General features: G+C 37.8%; 22 protein-coding genes, 1 tRNA gene and 1 pseudogene. 20 read left to right on the forward strand and 4 right to left on the reverse strand.

Annotation, left to right across the window (positions count from 1 at the left end):
* The first annotated feature begins 209 nt into the window (after window positions 1–209).
* The 4 genes from fdhF to WFH04_RS14825 all read left to right on the forward strand — a co-directional run bounded on the left by fdhF (window position 210) and on the right by WFH04_RS14825 (window position 5188).
* A complete protein-coding gene (gene fdhF / locus WFH04_RS14810; protein ID WP_336824830.1) occupies window positions 210–3146 on the forward strand; it encodes a formate dehydrogenase subunit alpha in 2937 nt (978 codons plus the stop codon).
* Window positions 3147–3150: 4 nt separating this feature from the next.
* Complete coding sequence (locus tag WFH04_RS14815; RefSeq protein ID WP_336824831.1) at window positions 3151–3633, forward strand: helical membrane plugin domain-containing protein; 483 nt, start codon at window positions 3151–3153, stop codon at window positions 3631–3633.
* A gap of 167 nt (window positions 3634–3800) precedes the next feature.
* A complete protein-coding gene (locus WFH04_RS14820) occupies window positions 3801–4439 on the forward strand; it encodes a Yip1 family protein (RefSeq protein ID WP_336824832.1) in 639 nt (212 codons plus the stop codon).
* Window positions 4440–4498: 59 nt separating this feature from the next.
* A complete protein-coding gene (locus WFH04_RS14825; protein ID WP_336824833.1) occupies window positions 4499–5188 on the forward strand; it encodes an MOSC domain-containing protein in 690 nt (229 codons plus the stop codon).
* Between the two features lie 49 nt (window positions 5189–5237).
* Here the strand turns inward: WFH04_RS14825 and WFH04_RS14830 are convergent, their stop codons facing one another.
* Window positions 5238–5408: a hypothetical protein gene (locus WFH04_RS14830; protein WP_336824834.1), complete on the reverse strand. Its 171-nt coding sequence runs from the start codon at window positions 5406–5408 to the stop codon at window positions 5238–5240.
* Between the two features lie 18 nt (window positions 5409–5426).
* Window positions 5427–6278, reverse strand: coding sequence for an MBL fold metallo-hydrolase (locus WFH04_RS14835; RefSeq protein WP_336824835.1), 852 nt, complete (start codon window positions 6276–6278; stop codon window positions 5427–5429).
* 160 nt (window positions 6279–6438) lie between these two features.
* On the opposite strand from WFH04_RS14835, the gene WFH04_RS14840 reads away from it, so the two are divergent.
* The 4 genes from WFH04_RS14840 to WFH04_RS14855 all read left to right on the forward strand — a co-directional run bounded on the left by WFH04_RS14840 (window position 6439) and on the right by WFH04_RS14855 (window position 8184).
* Window positions 6439–6511 (forward strand) — tRNA-Arg (locus tag WFH04_RS14840).
* Between the two features lie 1012 nt (window positions 6512–7523).
* The gene (locus WFH04_RS14845) at window positions 7524–7658 is read left to right on the forward strand and encodes a hypothetical protein (RefSeq protein WP_336824836.1); all 135 of its coding nucleotides are present in this window, start codon (window positions 7524–7526) and stop codon (window positions 7656–7658) included.
* Between the two features lie 12 nt (window positions 7659–7670).
* On the forward strand, window positions 7671–7823 hold the full coding sequence (locus WFH04_RS14850; protein ID WP_336824837.1) for a hypothetical protein: 153 nt from the start codon (window positions 7671–7673) through the stop codon (window positions 7821–7823).
* 127 nt (window positions 7824–7950) lie between these two features.
* Complete coding sequence (locus WFH04_RS14855) at window positions 7951–8184, forward strand: hypothetical protein (protein WP_336824838.1); 234 nt, start codon at window positions 7951–7953, stop codon at window positions 8182–8184.
* Window positions 8185–8714: 530 nt separating this feature from the next.
* Here WFH04_RS14855 and WFH04_RS14860 read toward each other — a convergent pair.
* Window positions 8715–9020: a hypothetical protein gene (locus tag WFH04_RS14860; RefSeq protein ID WP_336824839.1), complete on the reverse strand. Its 306-nt coding sequence runs from the start codon at window positions 9018–9020 to the stop codon at window positions 8715–8717.
* A gap of 201 nt (window positions 9021–9221) precedes the next feature.
* On the opposite strand from WFH04_RS14860, the gene WFH04_RS14865 reads away from it, so the two are divergent.
* From WFH04_RS14865 to WFH04_RS14915, 11 genes and pseudogenes are all read left to right on the forward strand, one after another.
* Window positions 9222–9974 (forward strand): ComEC/Rec2 family competence protein, encoded by a 753-nt coding sequence (locus WFH04_RS14865; protein WP_336824840.1) that lies wholly within the window; start codon window positions 9222–9224, stop codon window positions 9972–9974.
* A gap of 195 nt (window positions 9975–10169) precedes the next feature.
* Window positions 10170–10286 (forward strand): annotated as a pseudogene (locus WFH04_RS14870) (excalibur calcium-binding domain-containing protein); the annotation flags it as partial.
* Window positions 10287–10550: 264 nt separating this feature from the next.
* Window positions 10551–10748, forward strand: coding sequence for a hypothetical protein (locus WFH04_RS14875; protein WP_336824841.1), 198 nt, complete (start codon window positions 10551–10553; stop codon window positions 10746–10748).
* A gap of 132 nt (window positions 10749–10880) precedes the next feature.
* Window positions 10881–12011, forward strand: coding sequence for a sensor histidine kinase (locus WFH04_RS14880; RefSeq protein WP_336824842.1), 1131 nt, complete (start codon window positions 10881–10883; stop codon window positions 12009–12011).
* 1 nt (window position 12012) lies between these two features.
* On the forward strand, window positions 12013–12645 hold the full coding sequence (locus WFH04_RS14885; RefSeq protein WP_336824851.1) for a response regulator: 633 nt from the start codon (window positions 12013–12015) through the stop codon (window positions 12643–12645).
* Window positions 12646–12872: 227 nt separating this feature from the next.
* A complete protein-coding gene (locus tag WFH04_RS14890; protein WP_336824843.1) occupies window positions 12873–13805 on the forward strand; it encodes an ABC transporter ATP-binding protein in 933 nt (310 codons plus the stop codon).
* A gap of 13 nt (window positions 13806–13818) precedes the next feature.
* Window positions 13819–15087: an ABC transporter permease gene (locus WFH04_RS14895; RefSeq protein WP_336824844.1), complete on the forward strand. Its 1269-nt coding sequence runs from the start codon at window positions 13819–13821 to the stop codon at window positions 15085–15087.
* The gene (locus WFH04_RS14900) at window positions 15084–16184 is read left to right on the forward strand and encodes an ABC transporter permease (protein ID WP_336824845.1); all 1101 of its coding nucleotides are present in this window, start codon (window positions 15084–15086) and stop codon (window positions 16182–16184) included. Before WFH04_RS14895 ends, WFH04_RS14900 begins: the two co-directional genes overlap by 4 nt.
* 280 nt (window positions 16185–16464) lie before the next feature.
* A complete protein-coding gene (locus WFH04_RS14905) occupies window positions 16465–17184 on the forward strand; it encodes an ABC transporter ATP-binding protein (protein WP_336824846.1) in 720 nt (239 codons plus the stop codon).
* On the forward strand, window positions 17153–19618 hold the full coding sequence (locus tag WFH04_RS14910; RefSeq protein WP_336824847.1) for an ABC transporter permease: 2466 nt from the start codon (window positions 17153–17155) through the stop codon (window positions 19616–19618). Before WFH04_RS14905 ends, WFH04_RS14910 begins: the two co-directional genes overlap by 32 nt.
* 4 nt (window positions 19619–19622) lie before the next feature.
* Window positions 19623–20126 carry a PadR family transcriptional regulator gene (locus tag WFH04_RS14915; protein WP_336824848.1) on the forward strand — a complete coding sequence of 168 codons (504 nt, stop codon included), beginning with the start codon at window positions 19623–19625 and terminating at the stop codon, window positions 20124–20126.
* Window positions 20127–20253: 127 nt separating this feature from the next.
* Here the strand turns inward: WFH04_RS14915 and WFH04_RS14920 are convergent, their stop codons facing one another.
* Window positions 20254–20415 (reverse strand): hypothetical protein, encoded by a 162-nt coding sequence (locus WFH04_RS14920; RefSeq protein WP_336824849.1) that lies wholly within the window; start codon window positions 20413–20415, stop codon window positions 20254–20256.
* Window positions 20416–20639: 224 nt separating this feature from the next.
* On the opposite strand from WFH04_RS14920, the gene WFH04_RS14925 reads away from it, so the two are divergent.
* Window positions 20640–20939 (forward strand): PAS domain S-box protein, encoded by a 300-nt coding sequence (locus tag WFH04_RS14925; RefSeq protein ID WP_336824850.1) that lies wholly within the window; start codon window positions 20640–20642, stop codon window positions 20937–20939.
* Window positions 20940–21042: the final 103 nt, after the last annotated feature.

Below are 21042 nucleotides of genomic sequence, written 5' to 3' on the forward strand. Positions count from 1 at the left end.
TCATAAAAACATTGAGTAATCAGTATGTATCTACTATACTACGAATAAGGATGTAATAGATGAACAGATTTTTATCAATCCTATCAAATTGTAAATAATACAATGATGGCAATGTAGAAAAACATGTAGCCGGACGACTTCAAAATGCAATTCTACTTGCCGAATGGCAGTTTTTTATTGTGTTTTTTGAATAGAAGGGGAGGGATTGCATGACCATCCGTATTAATGGCGCAACTTATCCTTTCATTGAAGGGATGACGATTTTGCAAGTGATGAATGATCAACAGATTGAACATCCTCAAATTTGTTATTTGCCGGAAGTCGATCCGATTGAGACGTGTGACACATGCATTGTAGAAGTGAATGGGAAACTGATGCGTGCCTGCTCGACGAAAGCGGAAAATGGCATGCAAGTTCATACGGCATCTTTCCGTGCTAAGGAAGCGCAAACGGAAGCGATGGATCGGATTTTGGAAAATCATCTGCTCTATTGTACAGTGTGTGATAATAATAACGGGAACTGTAAAATACATAACACAGTTGACATGATGGGGATTGAAGAGCAGAAATATCCTTATGAGCCGAAGTGTTCAAAAGATGCTGTTGATTTGACGAATCCATTTTACCGCTATGACCCAAATCAATGCATCGCTTGCGGCCAATGTGTTGAGGTTTGTCAAAACTTGCAAGTAAATGAAACGTTAAGCATTGATTGGGAAAGGGATCGGCCAATTGTTTTATGGGATGGTGGTGCGAAAATCAATGACTCGTCTTGTGTAAGTTGCGGTCATTGTGTAACCGTATGTCCTTGTAATGCGCTTATGGAAAAATCGATGTTAGGCGAAGCGGGTTTCATGACGAATATGAAAGATGAAATTTTGTCACCCATGATCGATTTGGTTAAGGAAGTAGAACCAGGCTATAGCGGCATAATGGCAATTTCGGATGCAGAGGCGGCAATGCGAGATACAAGAACGAAGAAAACGAAAACCGTCTGCACATTTTGCGGTGTAGGATGTTCTTTTGAAGTATGGACAAAAGATCGGAAAATTCTTAAAATCCAGCCTGTATCAGAGGCTCCTGTCAATGCAATATCGACTTGTGTAAAAGGGAAATTCGGCTGGGATTTTGTAAATAGCGATCAACGATTGACAACGCCACTCATTCGGAAAGGGGATGCTTTTGAAGAGGCGACATGGGAAGAAGCGTTGGACCTTGTAGCAAATAATTTAGGCAAGCTGCATAAGAAGCATGGTAAAGATAGTGTTGGTTTTATTTCTTCATCAAAGATTACAAATGAAGAAAATTATTTAATGCAGAAATTGTCTAGGCAAGTGTTTGAAACGAACAATGTCGATAATTGTTCCCGCTACTGCCAATCGCCAGCGACGGATGGATTGTTTAGGACGGTCGGCATGGGCGGAGATGCGGGAACGATTAAAGATATTGCACAAGCTGGCCTCGTAATAATTGTCGGCGCGAATCCTGCAGAAGGTCACCCTGTTCTTGCGACTCGAGTAAAGCGAGCTCATAAGCTACATGGTCAAAAATTAGTCGTTGCAGATTTGAGAAAGCATGAGATGGCAGAGCGAGCAGATATTTTTATTAGTCCGAAGCAAGGTACCGACCAAGTTTGGTTAATGGCGGTTACAAAATATTTAATTGATTCCGGTTGGCATGATGAATCGTTTATTCGCGAAAACGTTCTTCATTTTGAAGAATTCAAAGAAGTATTGAAAACGTATACACTTAGTTTTGCAGAACATATAACAGGCATCCCGAAAGAACAGCTTATTAATGTTGCTGAAATGATTCGAGACGCTGATGGAACATGCATTCTTTGGGGGATGGGCGTCACTCAAAATACGGGTGGATCGGACACTTCAGCCGCTATTTCCAACTTATTATTAGCAACAGGAAATTATCGGAGACCAGGTGCAGGAGCATATCCTCTACGCGGCCATAATAATGTCCAAGGGGCATGCGATATGGGTACGCTGCCTGGTTGGCTGCCGGGCTATCAGCATGTGACGGATGATGCAGCAAGGGGAAAATTTGAGCGGGCATACGGTGTGACAATTGACGGTAAGCCTGGTATGGATAATATTCAAATGTTGCAAGCGGTTGATGAAGGAACGATGAAAGGAATGTATATCGTCGGGGAAGATATGGCGTTAGTCGATTCTAATTCGAATCACGTTCACGATCTGTTAAGCAAGTTAGATTTTTTGGTCGTTCAAGACATCTTTTTTTCAAGGACAGCTCGCTATGCGGACGTCATTTTGCCTGCTGTTCCTTCATTGGAGAAAGAGGGAACGTTTACGAATACAGAGCGGAGAGTGCAAAGGCTCTTTCAGGCACTTCCCGAATTAGGTGAAGCAAAAGCAGATTGGTGGATTATTCAGGAAATCGCTCGACGATTGGGAGCTGATTGGAATTATGCACACCCAAGTGAAATTTTTGCGGAAATGGCAAGCCTTTCTCCATTGTTTAGCAAAGCTGATTATAAGCAATTGGAAGGCTACGGTAGCTTCTTCTGGGGAAGTTTGACAGGTAAAAGTACACCATTGCTCTATGAAAATGGATTCAACTTCCCGGATGGCAAAGCGAGATTTGCTTTATCTGACTGGGTTGAGCCAGTAGCGTATCCCGAGGAATACGATTTGCATATTAACAATGGCCGATTGTTAGAGCATTTTCATGAAGGAAACCTAACAAATAAATCAGACGGCATACAAAAGAAAGTTCCCGAAATTTTTGTCGAAGTATCACCAGAGCTTGCGAAAGAACGCGGAGTAATTAGCGGGTCGATTGTGCGTCTCGTCTCTCCTCATGGCGCATTGCGACTTCCAGTATTAGTGACCGATCGAGTAAAAGGCAATGAATTATTTTTACCGATGAATTCAGTAAAGAAGGAATCAGCTATTAATTTTCTTACTGGAACAGCGGTTGATCAGCGTACAAATACACCTGCTTTCAAGCAAACAAAAGTGCGCATGGAAGTACTTCGGAAGGATGGGGAAAACCCATTGCCAGCTTCCAACCCACGCAATAAAAAGCGCTATCCGCAAAATGGCGTTGAAGTAGAACGGAAATGGGCAAGGGAAGACTATGTAAGCCTGACTGATACAGTGGAGAAAGGGTGATCTGATGGCTTCGCCAATTACGTCTATTCATCGAAAAAAATTATCGGAAACTGAACTACAGCAAAAGAAAATTGAAGAATTACAATCATTAATTGCGGAACAGCAAGATTCATTGCAAAAAATGATCGAGATTGCTTCCGAGCTAAATGATGCAGGCGTTTTAGATGCAGTGACGGCTATGATAAAAGCGAGAGAAAAGCTTGCGAAAATTGCTGTCACACAAGCATCTCGAGAGCCAGTGACAAATTTGATGAACCATTTGTTGAATGCGGTGGCAACTTTATCATCGATCGATCCAGCTGCGACAGAAAAATTAACTAAAGCAATGAAAAATGGGATTGAGGAAGCAGAATTGTATCGTGGCAATGATGACCGTGTTAGCATTCTCCAAGTAATGACTGCACTTAATGATCCAGAAGTAAATCAAGCGGTGAAATACGGAATGGATTTTTTGAAAGGAATGGGAAAAGAGCTAAATAGGAATTAAAGACTATGGATCTTTATCCCTAATCACTTTGATAGCAATGGTATTTTATGGAATATCCTTCATCCGTTTGAGTTAAAAATAGAACTATGGGAAACTATCTGCCTCGCATCCCGTATGTTACATAGGAAATAAATTTCCTATGTACATAATGAGAGGATGAAAGTGAAATGCAGGAAATAACGGAACAAGTTGAGCGGGAGCCTGAAAAAATGAATATATGGCTGTCGATTTGGTATCAACCAAGAAAAACGGTTCGCTACGCAATCGAGCATAAAAACTTGGGGTTGGCGATGATATTAGTTTCGATTGCAGGAATCATTCAGTTGTTGGATCAATCATCAGCCAAAAGCTTAGGTGAAAGTTTACCTGTAGTTGCCATAATTGTTATGTCCATCATCGGTGGGCCAATTATCGGATTAATTGGTTGGCTCATTGGATCCGGGCTGAATTATTTAGTCGGACGAATGTTTGGCGGGAAAGGAACCTATGCAGAACTCCGAATGGCCTTTGGAATTTCAAGCATTATTTTAGTGTGGGGTGGGCTTGTATGGATTCCTGATTTGATTATTTTAGGGAAAGATGTATTTACAGATCAATTTTATTTTTCTTCTTTGCAGTATGCATGGTTATTTCTTTCCTTACTATTAAATGTAGCGATTGGAGTTTGGGCGTTTATCGCAAATGTTTTTGCTGTAGCGGAGGCTCATCGTTTTTCAGCGTGGAAGGGATTGTTAACAGTTCTTATTCCCGTGATCATTATAATGACAATAACTTTAATTGTTGTATTTAGTGTAATGCTTATTTAAAATGTACAATCCGGATTGTGAATAGTGCAATCCGGATTTTGAAATGGATGGGGACTATATTGGAATTTTTTATTCAAAAGATATTTATCGGTAAACCGAAAACAATTGTAGAGATTGATGAAGTAAACCAGAAGCGGAAAGAATGGAAGAGCGGTATTTTCAAAGAAGAGTGGGATCGTCCAATTTTTGTCGGAAAAAATAATTTGGATGGCGACGGTCAAGCGGACTTGAAAAATCATGGAGGTCCAGAAAAAGCGATATTTTGTTATCCCCATGAACATTATCAGTTCTTTCAAATGAAAGAGATGGGCCCAGGTGGTATGGGCGAGAATTTTTCAACTGTTAATATGACAGAAGATTGTGTGGCAATAGGGGATACGTTTAAAATTGGAGAAGCCATTATACAAGTCTCTCAGCCTAGACAGCCTTGTTGGAAACCAGCTCGCCGCTTTCAAAAGAAAGATCTATCGTTAATGATTCAGGACTCGGGGAGGACGGGGTGGTATTTCCGAGTGTTACAAGAAGGGACAATAGAGAAAGGACAACAATTAATTGTTTTGGATCGTCCTGCGGCACATTGGACGATTGCGGAATGCAATGAACTGATGCATAAACGCAAGGATGATCTTCAACAAGCAGCTGCACTTGCGGAATGTGAATACTTATCCGTAAATTGGAAAAATACATTAAGGAAGCGACTGTCAGGAATACAGTCAGATAGTCGAAAGAGGTTATACGGAACTGAATAAAACAAAAAGGGATGTTCAGGCTATGGTTAAACCTGAATATCCCTTTTTATTACTGTTTCTCTTCATTTTGCTGATGGATTTCCTGCGATTTTTGATACGCTAATATCATCGCTTTTTTATAATGAGAAAGCTCGTAAAACTCATGTGCTGTTTCTTCGTACCTTTTATTCACTTTCCGGATTTCATTGCGCTTCGTAATCCTTTTTTCCACTTCATCCATTGAAGAGCCCTCCTGTTCCTAGCATTGATCGTCCTTAACGAACTTACCGTAATCTGGAACTGCTATCGACTTGAAATTATTTTTTAGTTCCGTTAAATTTTCTTTCAACCATTCTCCGGATACAGGAACGCCATGTCCGGTTATCGCGACAGCTGGATCCATCGCTTCTAATATGTTGACAGAGGACTCAGAAGCTTCCCAGTCAGGGGTTAAATAACGAGGTGGGCCGCTAATTTCCTTTTCTTGCGTAAATACTTTGTATAGGCTTTCTTGCTTTACGGTCACAAAAGCATCCCCTGCGATGAGTGCGTGGTCCTCGTTGCGGAATAGGGAAACATGGCCTTCAGAATGTCCAGGTGTATGAATCCATTTCCAATTCGGCATGAATGGTACGGTGTGATCGATAGGCAGCGGCTGAATGTATTCAGAAATGTCAATACTCTCATGTGGAAACGCGAATGACATTTTGGAAACCATACCACCTTCTACAGTCGTATCTGGCTCTGGATAATTCTTCTTTCCTGTTAAGTATGGCAATTCCAATTCATGAGCATAGACAGGTACATCCCATACTTCTAAAAGTTCAATAATGCCGCCTATATGATCAAAATGTCCATGGGTCAATATGATGGCTTTCGGTGGATTGTTTTTACCGAATCTTTTTTCTGCTTCTTCCTTGATTTTTCCTCCAGATGTAGGCATTCCAGCATCAATCAAAACCCAGTCATTGCCTTCACCTGCTATACCATAAAAAATAACATTCACGATTTGAATCGTGTAACAATAAAGATCAGGAGTCACTTCGATCCCGATACCGCTCCCAACCGATGTGACAGGCTGGAATCTTTCAGTTGAAGAACTGTTTTCCATTAATATCTCCTCCAAAACCGTATTTCTTTCCCTATACCCATTATATAAAATGTGTTCACTTTACTATGTGTTCGATATGGAAGATTATACTTGTTCAATGAAACAAAGGTATTGCTCTTCAAGCGGAGGTTCATTATAATGGAAAAGTACTTTATTTATTGTCTCAGTAGCTCAGGGGATAGAGCAACAGCCTCCTAAGCTGTGGGTCGCAGGTTCGATTCCTGCCTGGGACGTTATGAGGGTAATATTAAGGATTTTAAAAAAACTATAAAAGCCTTGCAAACGTTGTAGCCATGTGTTTGTGAGGCTTTTAAAATCCTTTCATTTCAATAAAAAATGTTTAAAATATAAATTAACTATCCAATTGCTCCACATTTTGTAATGCTCTTATTTGGATTACCTTCATCTTTACAGCGTTAGGTTGGGTAGAAGGATAACGAACTGATGCCAAGCAACTTTAAATCTAACATAATTACTTGGCAAAATTTCTAATCATACTAAAAAAAACCACCAACTCTTAACGAGAAGGTAGCTTTAATCTTTTCTGCTATTCAATTTCATACGCAATTACGGCGGGCAATGATATATTTTGATTGTCTGTAGATGGATAGCTATAGTTGCCATAGATGGTACCATATACTGAGACAGTGTCGCCAACCACAAATTCGGTAAGATCAAAGTATTTTACAAAGATAATATTGTCGTCTCATCATCAATCGCCAAGCGAATATCTGTGTAATCTCTATCTTCCAAGATCTGTATGATTGTTCCAGTGGAGTGCTTTCAGATTTATATTTATTTGGATTCTCTTTTAATTGTTTAAAGTCGATCGGTTCGACTGTTGACCAATCCATTTCTTTGATCGGTTGACCATCCATCGTAATAATTTCATCGCATGGTTCGTATAAGCTATCCTGTACGATATTCGATTCAAGCCTTCAAGCCCCCGAAAAGAAGCCATCCAATAGATATAGTTGCAACAACTGCAATTACACCTACGCCGATTACAGCACCGATTAACCACAATACTCCCTTGATCAAATAAATCCCTCCCATAACTTTTTATATTTATACATTTAGAAGTTTTTACAATTGCTGAACTCCACAAAATACCCTTTTGTTATAGTTTGATTAGGCATTTTTGGTTATAGTGTAGAATATAACTTGTAAAATGTTATTGTAACTAGTGAAACAGACGATAGTGGAGTATTCATAGTAAGAAGTTTGTGTCATAGGAGACTATTTATGAGGGTAGCAGGTATTCACTATGCAGCGATTAAACACATAGATTCCATTGAAAGTAAAGACATTCAATCTTTTCTACAAACTATTTCCGATCGTGAAGATATTAGTGCAATCATTCAAATGGTCGCTTACTAAGAGGATACAAGAATGTCTCTGAATTTCATCATAATTGGTTTGCGGATACTGATTGGGAGTTTAAGTTATCCAATCGTCAAGGAAGGGTGTACAGACGAGATCGGTTATGCTGTTGCGGGATTGACTGTAAGGACATCGATCCTCAAGAAAATCCATATAATATGATTTATTGCCTTACAAGAATTCATGAAAAAAGGTTATTGGTTCCCGATCAAAATACGTTTACTTGAAATTTGCAATTGCAGGGACTTCAAAAGAGACACTCTAACACCAAAATAAGGGAGGTGAATCAATGAATCGTATTGATAAGCGAAATCGATTTGACGAGGAAATCTTTACCTATAAATTGACGAAAGATAAAAAAGTATTTATCTATTATAAAGGAAAGCTCGTCACAACGCTTGCAGGAAAAGCGAGTGAAAAGTTTTTGAGTAAGATCCAATTAGCAGATTTCAAAGAAGCCCAATTACTAATGGCTAAGGCCACAGGTAATTTTAAGCATGGAAATGAGAAAAATCACAAGTAATTGTGTTTACCAAACTTTGATTCAGCATGCTATGAAAGGAAGAATAATGTGTCAAGTAGGTTTTATCCTACATAGAGCTGGTCGAAAAGCTTCTAATAAATTATAGTAAGAGTTGTTTGTTATAGCAAGCGAACAAAAACTAAAGTTGACGTGTATAAGTAGGCTTACCCGTACACGCGGAAAGCGACCACCTGGAAACTGAAGCAACGAGTAAATGTAATTTGTATTTTAAAAAGGGGCCTTTACAGACAGTCAATTTTCATTGTCTTTCTGGACAGCTCTGATTTCTAACATTAGATGTGCAAAACAACATGTTAAACAACTGCTACAATTTAACCAGTTAAAAATTACAGAAACAGTACAAGAGTGGCGAAAGAAGTATTTCCTATGCAGCCAACGAGATCCATTAAAAAACTAACTTATCTATACATCTATACTAACTTCAATACACAAACGGAGAATTAAATAAAGCAAGGTAGCGATTTTATGAAAATGAAAGTCTCATAGTCCAAAATATAGTCCTTAGATTTCTACTGTTGCAGCGGAAAATACACTTGTCCAATTGAATATATTTGCGTATTGAGAATTAATGATGAAACGATGAGTGAATCCAGGAATGGCTTAACTTTTCCGACGTAATCATTTTCAGACTTACAGTTGTAATCTTTTTCTAATAAAATCTCAAATTTTGCAGATATTTTATAGCTTAGAGCTCCATCACGAGTGGTCAATTGTTCTGTTTCCACAGGCTGGATGCGAGCTTTCCTTTTTCTAATATTATAATGACTACTTGACTTAGGTGTAAGAAATTCAACGGTGCCAACAACTTTAATCATCACTGTTCTCCTTAACAAAGATTGTATGCTTATAGTATTACATATTGTCAAAGGTTACACAAACGCCGAAAAACGAAACTGAATAGCCATTTCATCGTCTTCATTAAGGATGAAAATATTTAATTGTTAATTTGAATAATTATAGACAATTCATATATTTATATACTATGATAATAGGTATATCGATAGAGGAGGGCTATAATGAAAAAGGTAGCATCATTGGTTATTGCTTTCGTATTGTTGATTGGTTTCTTTCCTAATCGTTCAAATGCAGCTACTAGTGAATTAAAGGTGCATTTTATAAATGTTGGGCAGGGCGACTCAATATTGATACAGTCGCCAGACGGAAAAAATATGCTTATTGACGGGGGACCAAAATCAGCTGGAAAGTATGTCGTTGAATTCTTGAAGGATAAAAAAATAAAAAAATTGGATTATGTTGTGGCGACAAATAATCAAGAAGACCATATTGGCGGGTTAGTTGATGTACTGAAGGCATTTACAGTATCTACTTTCATTGAGTCAGGGTATACTGACAATTCCAAAGTGTATGCCGACTTGAATTCTATCGTAAAAGAAAAAAAGATTAAGGTTTCTGTACCGAAAGAGTTGGACAAGCTTCCGTTCGATTCTAATATGATTATTCGAGTGCTACATGTGAATCAAAATGCGAGTAATGGAGCTGATGCATCAATCGTTTTGAAGCTTACGTATAACAAAGTATCGTTTTTATTAATGAGCGATGCAAACATTGCAATCGAAGATCAAATCCGATCCAAATATGATGTTGCAGCAACTGATCTAAAAAATGGCCAGCACGGTTCAAACGCAAGTAGCTCAGCGGCATTTATAAGCAATGTGAAACCACAAGCAGCTATTTTATCTTACGATAAGAAAGATCCTCCACATGCGGCGGTTGAGGCACGTCTGAAAAATGTTGGGGCAAAGACATAGAAGACAGCAGATCATTGTAATATTACGGTTACTACAGATGGAGTAAAGCATTCTATTTCTAGTAGCTGCGGTAAAACTGCTGACAAGCCGGCGACTGCTAAGCAGACAACAAAGCCAACGTCGAAAGTTCGTTCGAAACCAAAACAAAACGGTAATTTGTCTTCAGGAACATATGTCATCCCGGGAGCACCGACTTCATTTAAGAATTGCACAGAATTGAGAAAGTATTATCCTCACGGCGTAAAAAGCAGCCATCCTGCTTACGCATCTAAGCATGATCGAGATAAAGATGGGTGGGCTTGTGAGAAATAACGATGAATTAGAGGGCCATGGCATTGCTGCGATGGCCTTTTACCATTCAAACATCTAAATTTTCTTTTATGTAAAATAACTATAATGGTAAGATATGAATAGAATAAGCTTATTGACAGTAGTTTTTTCTCATCAAATTACAAGGCTTCGTTATCTTTTTTCATGTTTTATAAGAAGTTTACGATGAAATTGGTTAAATGGTCTTAACATATACTATCGTCACAAGATATTTGTTTTAAAAAATTTGCCAAAGGTGTGTGAGGAATGTTATTGAATTTATTTATGATCGCTATCATTGTAATAATGGTATTTGCATTGCTTACATTGTCTGCAATTCTTCAACAATTAAGGATTATTTCTTCGCATTTTCAAATGGAAGAAGAAATGCCCACGATCGTTAGTAATGAAGAAATTGAAAAGGAATTATTAAATGAGCTGAAAAGGAACAATTTAGAGGGGTAATGGTCAATGCAACTGTAAGTAAAGGCATTTTCATTTATAGCTTTACAATTACAGAAACTAATAATGATCAACAATATAATGATGAGATTTTGGCTGGAACGAAGCTGTTACAATTTCAAGGAGTCTAAATAGATGAAGAATACATACTTTATATGGCTTACAATTCACTGTATAGTATGGGCATCTGCCATTATCAGTATGTCAGAAAGCTTAAACGAAATTCGAATTTTGGGCATCTGTTTGTTTTTTACTGTCTTGTTCCTTCTGCCTGTTTTTAGATACAGACCTATGCTGCAAACATTTTTATTTTGCATACAGGCATTGACAGCAGTGATCATCTTTTTTCCGATAAACAATCAGTTAAATCCATTTGTATTTTTAGTACAAATGCTAATGATCGGTGAAGCTGTTTTTTACCTTTCTCGGATGAAAAGTCTTGCGGTCATTAGTGTACAAGTAGGATGTATTGCTTGGATTATGGTAAATGTAGATACTAATAAAACGTTCGTTGTATGGTGTATACTTTTTTATCTTTTATTGATAATTGGTATGCTGCACTATCAAGTCGTTTGCCATAGGGAAAGGGAAGTGGGCAATCGAAATGCTGCACTGTTAGATGAATACAGAAAGATGAAAAGGCTACTTATGACGGAGGAAGAGAGGGCAAGACAGGATGAGCGTATGTTGATTGGCCATGAAATACACGACTCAGTTGGCCATAAGCTGACTTCCCTTTTAATGCAATTTGAGGCATTCCGTTTAACTGCAGCTGATCAGGACAAAGAAAAGATAAATCGTTTGAAAATTCTTGCTGAGCAAAGCTTGGATGAAACAAGAAGGGCCGTAAAGTCTTTTAAACAGAAGGAAGTAGGCGGACTAATAGGTGTCATTCGTTTAATACGTAAGTTGGAATTGGAAAGCTATATGAAAATCAATTTTTCCGTCAAGCATGGTGCATTCGCAGCTCCATTAACAGGAGAGCAATCGTTTGTGATTTATCGTGCCGTACAGGAAGCGCTAACGAATATTATGAAACACAGTTCCGCTAAAGAGGCCCAAGTAATGTTTGAGTGCCCAGGCGGAAGTGTCTTTCGTTTTGAAGTCGTAAACATAACAGACCCTAATCCTTTATTTCAGGAAGGCTATGGCTTGAAAGCGATGCGGGAACGATTGGAAAAAGCGGGCGGATTATTGGAAATCCAGCATGACGGTCGTCATTTTATAGTGAGGGGCCATATTGGGTTAAAGGAAAGGGGCGAGTAGCATTATTAACGTTTTGCTTGCAGAGGATCAAGTAATGGTGCGACAAGGCTTAAAGGCGATGATCGAAACAGATGAACTTATTAAAGTGACTGGTGAAGCCGACAATGGAAAAGAAGCAATCCAGTTATGCAATCGCCAATTTTTCGATGTCGTCATATTAGATATCCGGATGCCTGTAATGGATGGAATTGAAGCCGCAAAAATTTTACGAGCTCGTTTTCCAAAAATGAAAATCCTTATGCTGACAACTTTTGATGATCAGCAATATGTTATGGAATCCCTCAAATTAGGCGTAAATGGCTATATGTTGAAAAATGGGGATACAGAATCACTTATACGTTCGATAAAAAGTGCAATTGACGGAGGACTTTCTTTAGAAGATCAAGTAGCTGCCAAAGTGATCCCTGCTTTAATTCATCAAAAGGTTGAGACACCAATCGATCCGACTTTGACGCCGAGGGAAAGAGCGATATTAAAATGCATTGGTGAAGGTTTGAATAATAAGGAAGTAGCAGATCGATTAAGTTTATCCGTCGGCACTGTTAAAAATCAAACGAGCCATATACTGAATAAGTTGGAGTTAAGGGATCGCACGCAATTAGCGATTTATGCGATTCGCCATCACATCGTGTGAAGTATAGTGTGAATTAGCTGGAGCGATGGATAGAGGGGCTACTATTATGTGAGCAGAAGTTTACCGAACTGCTTACTAAAATGAAAAACTACTGTTGATTGAAGTTAAAATGACGAAAGTAATAGCAGTTTGTTTAATAGATGACCGAGGTCAGTAGTGGCTTCGGTTTTTTTGTTTTATGATTCAAGTACAGAATATGATCTTTACGAAAAGGAGGAAAGATTGGAATGCTTGAAGCCATTCGTTTAAGTAAATCTTTTAAAGGCAAGAAGGCTGTGCAAGAAGTCAATTTATATTTGGATCATGGAGAATCGGTAGGTTTATTGGGACCGAACGGAGCTGGGAAGTCTACGACGATTTCCATGATTTCGACATTACTGAAGCCTACTACTGGTGAAATAAAGTTGAATGGAATGAATACGATTGAAAAACCATCAGAAATTAGAAAGGTTTTAGGTGTGGTACCGCAGGAAATTGCATTATACCAAGAACTTTCAGCTTATGAGAATTTAAAATTCTTCGGATCTATTTATAAATTGACAGGTAAAAACTTGGAAAAAAGGATAGAAGAAGTTATCGAAATTGTCGGGTTAGAGGAGCGGAAAAAAGATTTAGTGAAAACTTTTTCAGGAGGTATGAAGCGCAGATTAAATATTGCTGCAGCATTATTGCATGAACCGCAAATCCTAATCTTAGACGAACCGACTGTAGGGATTGATCCGCAATCAAGAAATCATATTTTGCAAACGGTACGTCAGTTAAATAGAGAGAAAGGAACTACAATCTTATATACTAGTCATTATATGGAGGAAGTTGAGCAGCTTTGTGACAGATTGTACATTATGGACCATGGTGAAATCATAGCTTCTGGAACAAAGTCGGAGTTATTAGGCATTCTATCGACGGAAGATACGATAAAACTTGGATTGAATCGAGCAGATGAAGCTTTTATGGAGTCGGTTGTAAAAATAGATGTTGTACGTAAAGTGGAATCATCTCCTTTGCATATGAAAATCATCGCAAAAAAAGGAACCAATTTGATCAGTGAGCTTGTACATCTTGCCAATAAACACCATGTACAAATTATTAATTACCAAACGGAGACACCTACTTTAGAAGATGTATTCCTTCATTTAACAGGTCGAAAGTTGCGAAATTAAGGGGGGTGTTGCTATGCGCAGTTTTATTAAAAAAGATTTTCTATTATTTTTACGAGATCGCAAGGAAATCATCATTACACTTTCACTTCCTATTCTTTTAGTGATCATACTGAATTTTGCGTTTGCCGGATTGATCGGCAATGACGAAGAATTGTCTCTTGACCTACAATTGGCGGTCGTCAATCAAGACAATGAAGAAGATTCGATTGCTCAACTGAGAGAGAAATTGATAAAAGAAGCCTCAGTAAATGAGGCCGAAGCAGACACAATTGCTGAGCAGATGAGCTTATTTATGCCGACAGAGAAGTTGGTCGATTACCTAACGAGCAATGAAATTAAGGAATGGGTGACAATTCATTCACTTAACTATCAAGAGGCAATAGAGAAGGTAGATTCAGGTGATTTAGACGGCCTTTTAGTCATACCAAAAGGATTTACGGTAAATAGCTTATATGCGGCATACACAAAAGAGAAACCGACGATTTCATTGCAATATCAAATAGATAAGGAAACGAATCATAACCAAATATTATTAAATATCATTGAAGGCTTCATAGACAATGTGAACTTTCAATATGTATTACAAGGAATTGAGGGGGCTGAAATAGAGGAAGTATCCGTTCCCGAAGGTGGAATCGAGAAGTTAAGTACAGCAGGGGGCTTTACGCTCTCTCAATATTTTACGGTTGCAATGGGAGTGCTTTTTTCGTTGTTTTTAGCGGCTACGATTGGTACAAAAACAGGAGTGGAAATAAGGCAGCAAGTATTTAACCGCATTATGTTGACAAATAGCAATCCGATTCAGTTTCTGATTGGCAAAATAGTATCTACATTTTGTTTGGTTTGGTTACAAATTCTGATAGTATTGGTTGCATCTCACTTAATTCTTGATGTATTTCATGGCCGATCCGCAACCTTTTGGGTAGGGGCAATAGGAGTCGTAACGGTGTTTTCTCTAGCGATATCGGGGCTGACTGCAGTTTTCACTTCTATATCTCTTAGAATGAAAAATACCGATGCGGCAAACGGAATTTTTATGCTCGTTATATTGTTATTCGGTGTAATGGGCGGAAATTTTGTTCCGATTTACGTATTTCCTGATTGGCTGAAACAAGTTGGTGAGTGGACGCCGAATGGTCTATCGTTATCGATGATGACAAATTGGATACAGTTCGAGGAGTTACATGAATTACTTATACCGAGCATGACACTTATCGCTTTTTTTGTACTATGTATAGTTGTTAGTTTATCCCTTTATCCGAAAAGGGGGGTGACGCAATGAAATCAGTCATTTGGGCACAATTTTCTAAGGATAAAAGAAATCCGTTAACCGTTTTGCTTTTTATTATGGGCAGTATTCTTGCTACCCTCTTGTTTGCTCGAGGAGCCTACACACCTACAGTTGTCCCAATTTTCAGCGATGATGAAAATGCTATAGCTATTGAATCTAAGTGGGAAGTGCTGTTAAATGATAATCATGCCATTCAATTTGTAATCACTGAACCAGATCAAGCGCGTCAAGATGTGAGAGATGGGAATGCCGATGTGGCAGTGAAGTTAATGGAGTCGGATTACCAACTTGTCGCAGCAAATGAACTGCCAGGAGTCTCTTTTGTACGTCAGCATGTTGAAAAAGTGTTTTTACGTGAGGCTCAAATAGCAGCAATTACCCAATCTGAGGACGAAGAAAAGTTCCGTAGTGAAATTGAAGACTACTTATCCAATGCGCCCTTCCAGGTAGTATCTCAAGGACTTGATAATGAAGAAATTCCAAACTACGATATTCGTACTCAATTATTATTCGCTTTTACTTTTTTAGTTTCGATGTTCATCGCTGGTTTTAAAGTTAATAATGTTATGCAAGATAAGGTTTCGGGAATTTGGGATCGACTCAAAATGTCACCGATGGGCAAAGAGAGCATGTATTTAGGATACATCATCTATAGTTTTTTAATTACGCTTTTCCAAATAACCGTTGTGCTATTAGTATTCAAGTATATTCTAAACTATGACGTAGGCGATAATTTATGGATCATTATTTTGATTTCTGCGTTTTTTACATTTAGTATGATAAGCGTCGCAATGTTAATCACTGGTTTGGTAAGAACGCCGGAACAATTTTACGCGGTCTACCCTTCTTTTATTCCGCTCATTCCACTTATTAGTGGTGCATATATGATGCCAGGAACGATCACCAATCCTATTTTATTATTCATTGCGGATTTATTTCCTTTAAAACATGCAATGGATGCGATTTTATCGGTGGTTTTCTATAATGCTGGCATAGCTGATATTACGATGTCACTTATCATAATGTTGTTAATTGGAACGGTAGCGATGGGAATAGGGATCAATCTTATTGAGAGAAGAAGCAATTAATGGGGGAAAATGTTTTAACCTTGAGGATGAAACAGTTGAAAGTATAATCTGAACTATAAATAAAAATGAATGGCATTCCAATTTTTTGATAGTCAATTCTACATTATGATGACTACTTAATAAATCACTTATCTTTGTATACTTAGTATATATAAGGTAGGTGTTTTTTTTATTGTTAATACGCTTTTTATTTATAAATCATCAAGATAAAGCTAATTTTAATTCACTTATTTATATACTTAGTATATAATATGGACAGAATAGAGGAGGGAGTTAAGACATGATCAAAGTGAATAATGTTACAAAGGAATTTTATCAAGGTCAAGAGAAAACAGAAGTGTTGAAAGGGGTTCATTTACATATTGAAGAAGGAGAGTTCGTAGCAATAATGGGGCCGAGTGGGTCTGGAAAAAGTACATTGCTCCAATTACTTGGGGGGCTTGATACGCCAACGACTGGAGAAATTCAAATAAGCCATAAAATGTTAAACGAGATGAAGGAAAAAGATAGAACAGTGTTTCGAAGACGGCAAATAGGCTTTGTATTTCAAAACTACCAGCTGTTGCCCAATTTAACTGTTGAGGAAAACATCGCTTTTCCTCTACATGCTGATGGAAAACTTTCAAAGGAATATGAAAAATTGATTCATGAGTTTATACAAACTGTCGGATTGGAAGGGTTAGAGAGCAAACAAGCGAAATTGCTTAGTGGCGGTCAGCAGCAACGAGTAGCAATCGCAAGAGCACTCGTTACTAACCCAACTGTTTTATTGGCCGATGAACCGACAGGGAATTTAGATAGGGTAAGGGCTGAAGAAATACTAACGTTATTGTCGAAGTTTCATCGGGACTATAAACAAACGATTGTAATGGTAACCCATGATATTTTTGCAGCTGGTTTTGCGGACCGAATCATCCTTTTTAAAGATGGAGTAGTCGATCAAGAGATTTCTAGAAAGGACAGTGACTATGCTAAGTATTTGGCGAATTTCATGGCGTAATATGACGCAAAACAAGAAAAGAGTCTTTTTTACTTTGCTGGCAATTATTTTAGGAACATCCTTTTTTACATCTATGCTCATCGCCGATAAAACAACAAATGATGTTTTTAACTATTATGAGCAAATGTATGTGGCGAATGCGGATTATTGGGTTTTAAGTGACGATCATACATTTTCCGAAAAATTGATTTCGCCGATACAGGATGATCCATCCGTTTCCAACACATTACTTGCCTTAGATAAGCAAGCATTTTTTGAGCTTGATGGCAATTATTCGCTGAATGAAAGGTCTGTGCGAATTACCGGTGTGAGTGATCAAACAAGTCCGCTATTAACGCTTCCAGTAATCGAAGGAAACTTGGATAATGACGGAATCGTTTTAACGCAAGCAGTCGCAACACTGTTAGAGGTTGGAGTAGGAGACGTAGTTCGATTTTCCAATTTAGGGGAAGCAAAGGTTTCCGCAATCGTTGAGTACACACAATTGCTTGCGAGCCCTAATAATTGGGAACGCGCTGCCTCGACAAGTTTTCGTGTAATGGCTCCGCTCCATATGGTAAGGGAATGGACGGGGATTGAAGATGAAATTTCCTATATGCGTTTTCAGACGAGTGACGATGGTGAGGAATTATTCCACTCAATGCAAGCTCAATTCCGTGGTACAAACGCTTATATTGAACCCGTAGTAGCTGATGATCTCCAGAGCAATGATATTGGAGGTTTATATACTTTCTTTTATTTAATTGCTGGATTATCGATCTTTATTAGTGGGTTTATTGTATTTAATATGATTTATACGACTGTTATTGAGAGAAAAAAAGAATTTGCGATTATGAAAAGCCTTGGCTATACACAATTTGCCGTTTCCAAAGTCGTTCTAACCGAAATATTACTTCTATCGCTTGTTGGCACAATCGTTGGTGTACCGATCGGTATTTGGCTTGGAGATTTATTTATGAAAGCCCTTCTCAGTGTTTTCGAGTTTGATATGGTTTACACATTAAATTGGATGTACCCTATGATTGTATCCATAATTATAGGATTGCTGTTTCCAATAGTATTTTCTCTTTTTCCAATTTATTATGCAGGCAAGACCTCGATTTTATTAACATTAAAAGAGGTAGACTTTCGGGACATTATACAAAAACATTTATATTATAGGGGGATTGTTTCGATTGGGCTGCTGTTGTTCGTGTTTATTGATCATCCAATTTCATATGCGGCTACTCTGTTAGGTGTTATTCTTATCTTCCCATGGATAATTATCGGTTTAAGCAAAGTAATCAAATCCATTTCAAAATTCTTTTTACGTTTTCCTATTACATTGGCAACTCAAAATGTCTACCAACAAATTAACCGCAACAGTAATACTGCGGTTATACTTTCAATTGGCATTTCAATTATATTGTTGCTCGGTGCAGCCGTTGCAGCGGCACCAGAAGGTTATGAAAAAGATATCAGGCATACGTTTGGAGGAGATATAAGAGTCACTTCAGAGACACCATGGTCTGATGAAGATCTATCTGCAATCGCTTCTTATAATACTGTTACCAATGTACAAACATTAACAGAAGCAACCCCTATAACATGGGAAACAATTAACGGGGAAAGAAGGCAATTTTCCGTTCTATCTGTGAATGAAAATGGGCCAACTCTATTTGAAAATGCCCAAAATCATATTCAATATGAAAATCTAAGAGAAGGGCCTTCTGTGTTGCTTGGAAATCGTGCCTTCAATGAATGGGGAGGATCAATTGGTCAACGCATTCTCATGAATACACCTAATGGTGAACAGTTCTTTAAAGTAATCGGGGTCGTGAAGTCATCTCATTATGCAGGATACGTCGCATTTATCGATGAAACTAACATGCAGAACATTTTTGGGTGGACAAATAGTTTTGACCTTTTGCTTACTGTAAGCAATCGTGCAGCGAACGATTCCATACGTGATCAGTTATGGTCGGATTTTGGTGGACATCTTTCAAAAGTTCAAACTGTAGAGGATGAGATAAAATCTACAACTTCGGCAGTTTCTGGAATGAACGAACTCCTTTTAGTAATGTTGATTTTGATCATTGGATTAGCGAGTGTTGGCACAGCAAATACATTATTAATGAATACGTTGGAACGTATTTCGGAAATCGGCACAATGCGTGCAATCGGCTTTACAAAGGAACAGGTTCGAAATATGATTTTATCTGAAGGTGTAATTATTGGGCTATCAGGAGTCATAGGAGGCATTGGCACGGGTGTGTTGCTTATATTTATAACAAGTAAATCTGAGCTGATGGATGGATTTATGTCATTCCAATTACCTGTGTTCGATATGATGCTTTCTATAATTGCCGGAATTTCATTAAGCCTTTGTGCAGCCTATATTTCAAGCAGAAGTGTAAGTAAAATGGATATCCAAACATCACTCAAAGAAGGTTGATAGATTGTCAGTAAAATATGGGATATTAACATTATTATTCCTTCACAAACATCATGGATACGATTTGAAATTAAAGTTGGATTCTCTATTAGGCGTGAAAGGAAAAATCAACCCGGGGCAAATTTATACAACTCTGGATCGATTAATGCGTGATGAGCTTGTTTCCTCGCCAGGGGTGGATGATCAAGAAAGAAGAATATATGAAATCGAGTCAAAAGGGAAGGAAGAGTTAAAAGACTGGCTACTACAACCAGTTCCTTATCATTCGACTAAGGAGGACTTCTTCTTTAAATGGAGCTGTGCCCGAACGATTCAATTCACTGACGAAAAGGTAATGTTAGAGCAACAAAAAGCGATGATTATAGAAGCGGTTATGGAATTAACCCAATTGAAAACACAATTACTAATAGATGGAGATGAGAATAAATATTTATTAATTACAGGTACATTGCTGCATTTAGAAGCAGATCTAAATTGGATTACCCAGGTCGAAAATAGAAACCGATAGGATAAAAAAATACGAAAGAGAAAGACACCAATTCGTTTAAATTTGGATTGTATTGGTGTCTTTTCACATTAGAGCGTCTATCAAAGTAAAACGGCATAGCATACTGTTGGTGTTGTAACTGATGTTTTTATTCAGCTACTTGTCCACCATTCATCAGATAATGAATTGCGTCCTCCAATAGTCGAATATCCGTTTTTATTTCTCCTTTAACACATAAAGGACATCTCTCAACATCTATATAGAGCCTATTCAGTTCGATCATTAAGAATTTTGTTTCGTATTTATACATAAAATCGCTCCTTCATGCCTAATATACCCACTGCCAATTTAGGTCAAACGACTTATTCAGCAATTTTATTTTAGCATTACGTCTTAGGTGAAAACGATTTATACAATTGTCTTATAAAGCACTGTTTAATGCTTGATATTCACCTAAAAAAACATTTTATCATTATAGAAAAATTGCTTGTTCACAACAATTCCGATGGTAAAATATGTACAGGAGGAATTATTATGGAAAGCATATTAAATGGAGTTCCTGCAAATATATATCATTCGTTGATCAAGCATAATCCAGATCCGATTTTTATTTTAGATAGAAATGGCTTTGTAATTGAGATAAATAGGGCTGTTGAATCTATTTTCGGTTATCGTCCAGAAGATGTTATTGGAAAAAGATGCGAATTAGCTAACGGACAAATCTATGATTTTTCGGGGTTCTCTTCTTATGAAATAACGACACACAATAAAAATGGGCAAACATTGCATTTACAAGTAAAAACCTTACCGATGTTTGAAGATAATGGGAACTGACCTAAGAAAATGAGACAAATAAAAACACCTTTCGTTGAAAATAGGGTATTGAACCTTATGAAATCAATTCGGAGGTGTTTTTTTAATGGCGACTAGAGTTAGT

It is taken from the genome of Sporosarcina sp. USHLN248 (assembly GCF_037144575.1).
GTDB classification, from domain to species: Bacteria; Bacillota; Bacilli; order Bacillales_A; family Planococcaceae; genus Sporosarcina; species Sporosarcina contaminans.

Coding starts and splice junctions, on each gene's coding strand:
- fdhF (WP_336824830.1), top strand. CDS start 210: ATGACCATCCGTATTAATGGCGCAACTTATCCTTTCATTGAAGGGATG.
- WFH04_RS14815 (WP_336824831.1), top strand. CDS start 3,151: ATGGCTTCGCCAATTACGTCTATTCATCGAAAAAAATTATCGGAAACT.
- WFH04_RS14820 (WP_336824832.1), top strand. CDS start 3,801: ATGCAGGAAATAACGGAACAAGTTGAGCGGGAGCCTGAAAAAATGAAT.
- WFH04_RS14830 (WP_336824834.1), bottom strand. CDS start 5,408: ATGGATGAAGTGGAAAAAAGGATTACGAAGCGCAATGAAATCCGGAAA.
- WFH04_RS14835 (WP_336824835.1), bottom strand. CDS start 6,278: ATGGAAAACAGTTCTTCAACTGAAAGATTCCAGCCTGTCACATCGGTT.
- WFH04_RS14845 (WP_336824836.1), top strand. CDS start 7,524: ATGAGGGTAGCAGGTATTCACTATGCAGCGATTAAACACATAGATTCC.
- WFH04_RS14850 (WP_336824837.1), top strand. CDS start 7,671: ATGTCTCTGAATTTCATCATAATTGGTTTGCGGATACTGATTGGGAGT.
- WFH04_RS14855 (WP_336824838.1), top strand. CDS start 7,951: ATGAATCGTATTGATAAGCGAAATCGATTTGACGAGGAAATCTTTACC.
- WFH04_RS14860 (WP_336824839.1), bottom strand. CDS start 9,020: ATGATTAAAGTTGTTGGCACCGTTGAATTTCTTACACCTAAGTCAAGT.
- WFH04_RS14865 (WP_336824840.1), top strand. CDS start 9,222: ATGAAAAAGGTAGCATCATTGGTTATTGCTTTCGTATTGTTGATTGGT.
- WFH04_RS14875 (WP_336824841.1), top strand. CDS start 10,551: ATGTTATTGAATTTATTTATGATCGCTATCATTGTAATAATGGTATTT.
- WFH04_RS14880 (WP_336824842.1), top strand. CDS start 10,881: ATGAAGAATACATACTTTATATGGCTTACAATTCACTGTATAGTATGG.
- WFH04_RS14890 (WP_336824843.1), top strand. CDS start 12,873: ATGCTTGAAGCCATTCGTTTAAGTAAATCTTTTAAAGGCAAGAAGGCT.
- WFH04_RS14895 (WP_336824844.1), top strand. CDS start 13,819: ATGCGCAGTTTTATTAAAAAAGATTTTCTATTATTTTTACGAGATCGC.
- WFH04_RS14900 (WP_336824845.1), top strand. CDS start 15,084: ATGAAATCAGTCATTTGGGCACAATTTTCTAAGGATAAAAGAAATCCG.
- WFH04_RS14905 (WP_336824846.1), top strand. CDS start 16,465: ATGATCAAAGTGAATAATGTTACAAAGGAATTTTATCAAGGTCAAGAG.
- WFH04_RS14910 (WP_336824847.1), top strand. CDS start 17,153: ATGCTAAGTATTTGGCGAATTTCATGGCGTAATATGACGCAAAACAAG.
- WFH04_RS14920 (WP_336824849.1), bottom strand. CDS start 20,415: ATGTATAAATACGAAACAAAATTCTTAATGATCGAACTGAATAGGCTC.
- WFH04_RS14925 (WP_336824850.1), top strand. CDS start 20,640: ATGGAAAGCATATTAAATGGAGTTCCTGCAAATATATATCATTCGTTG.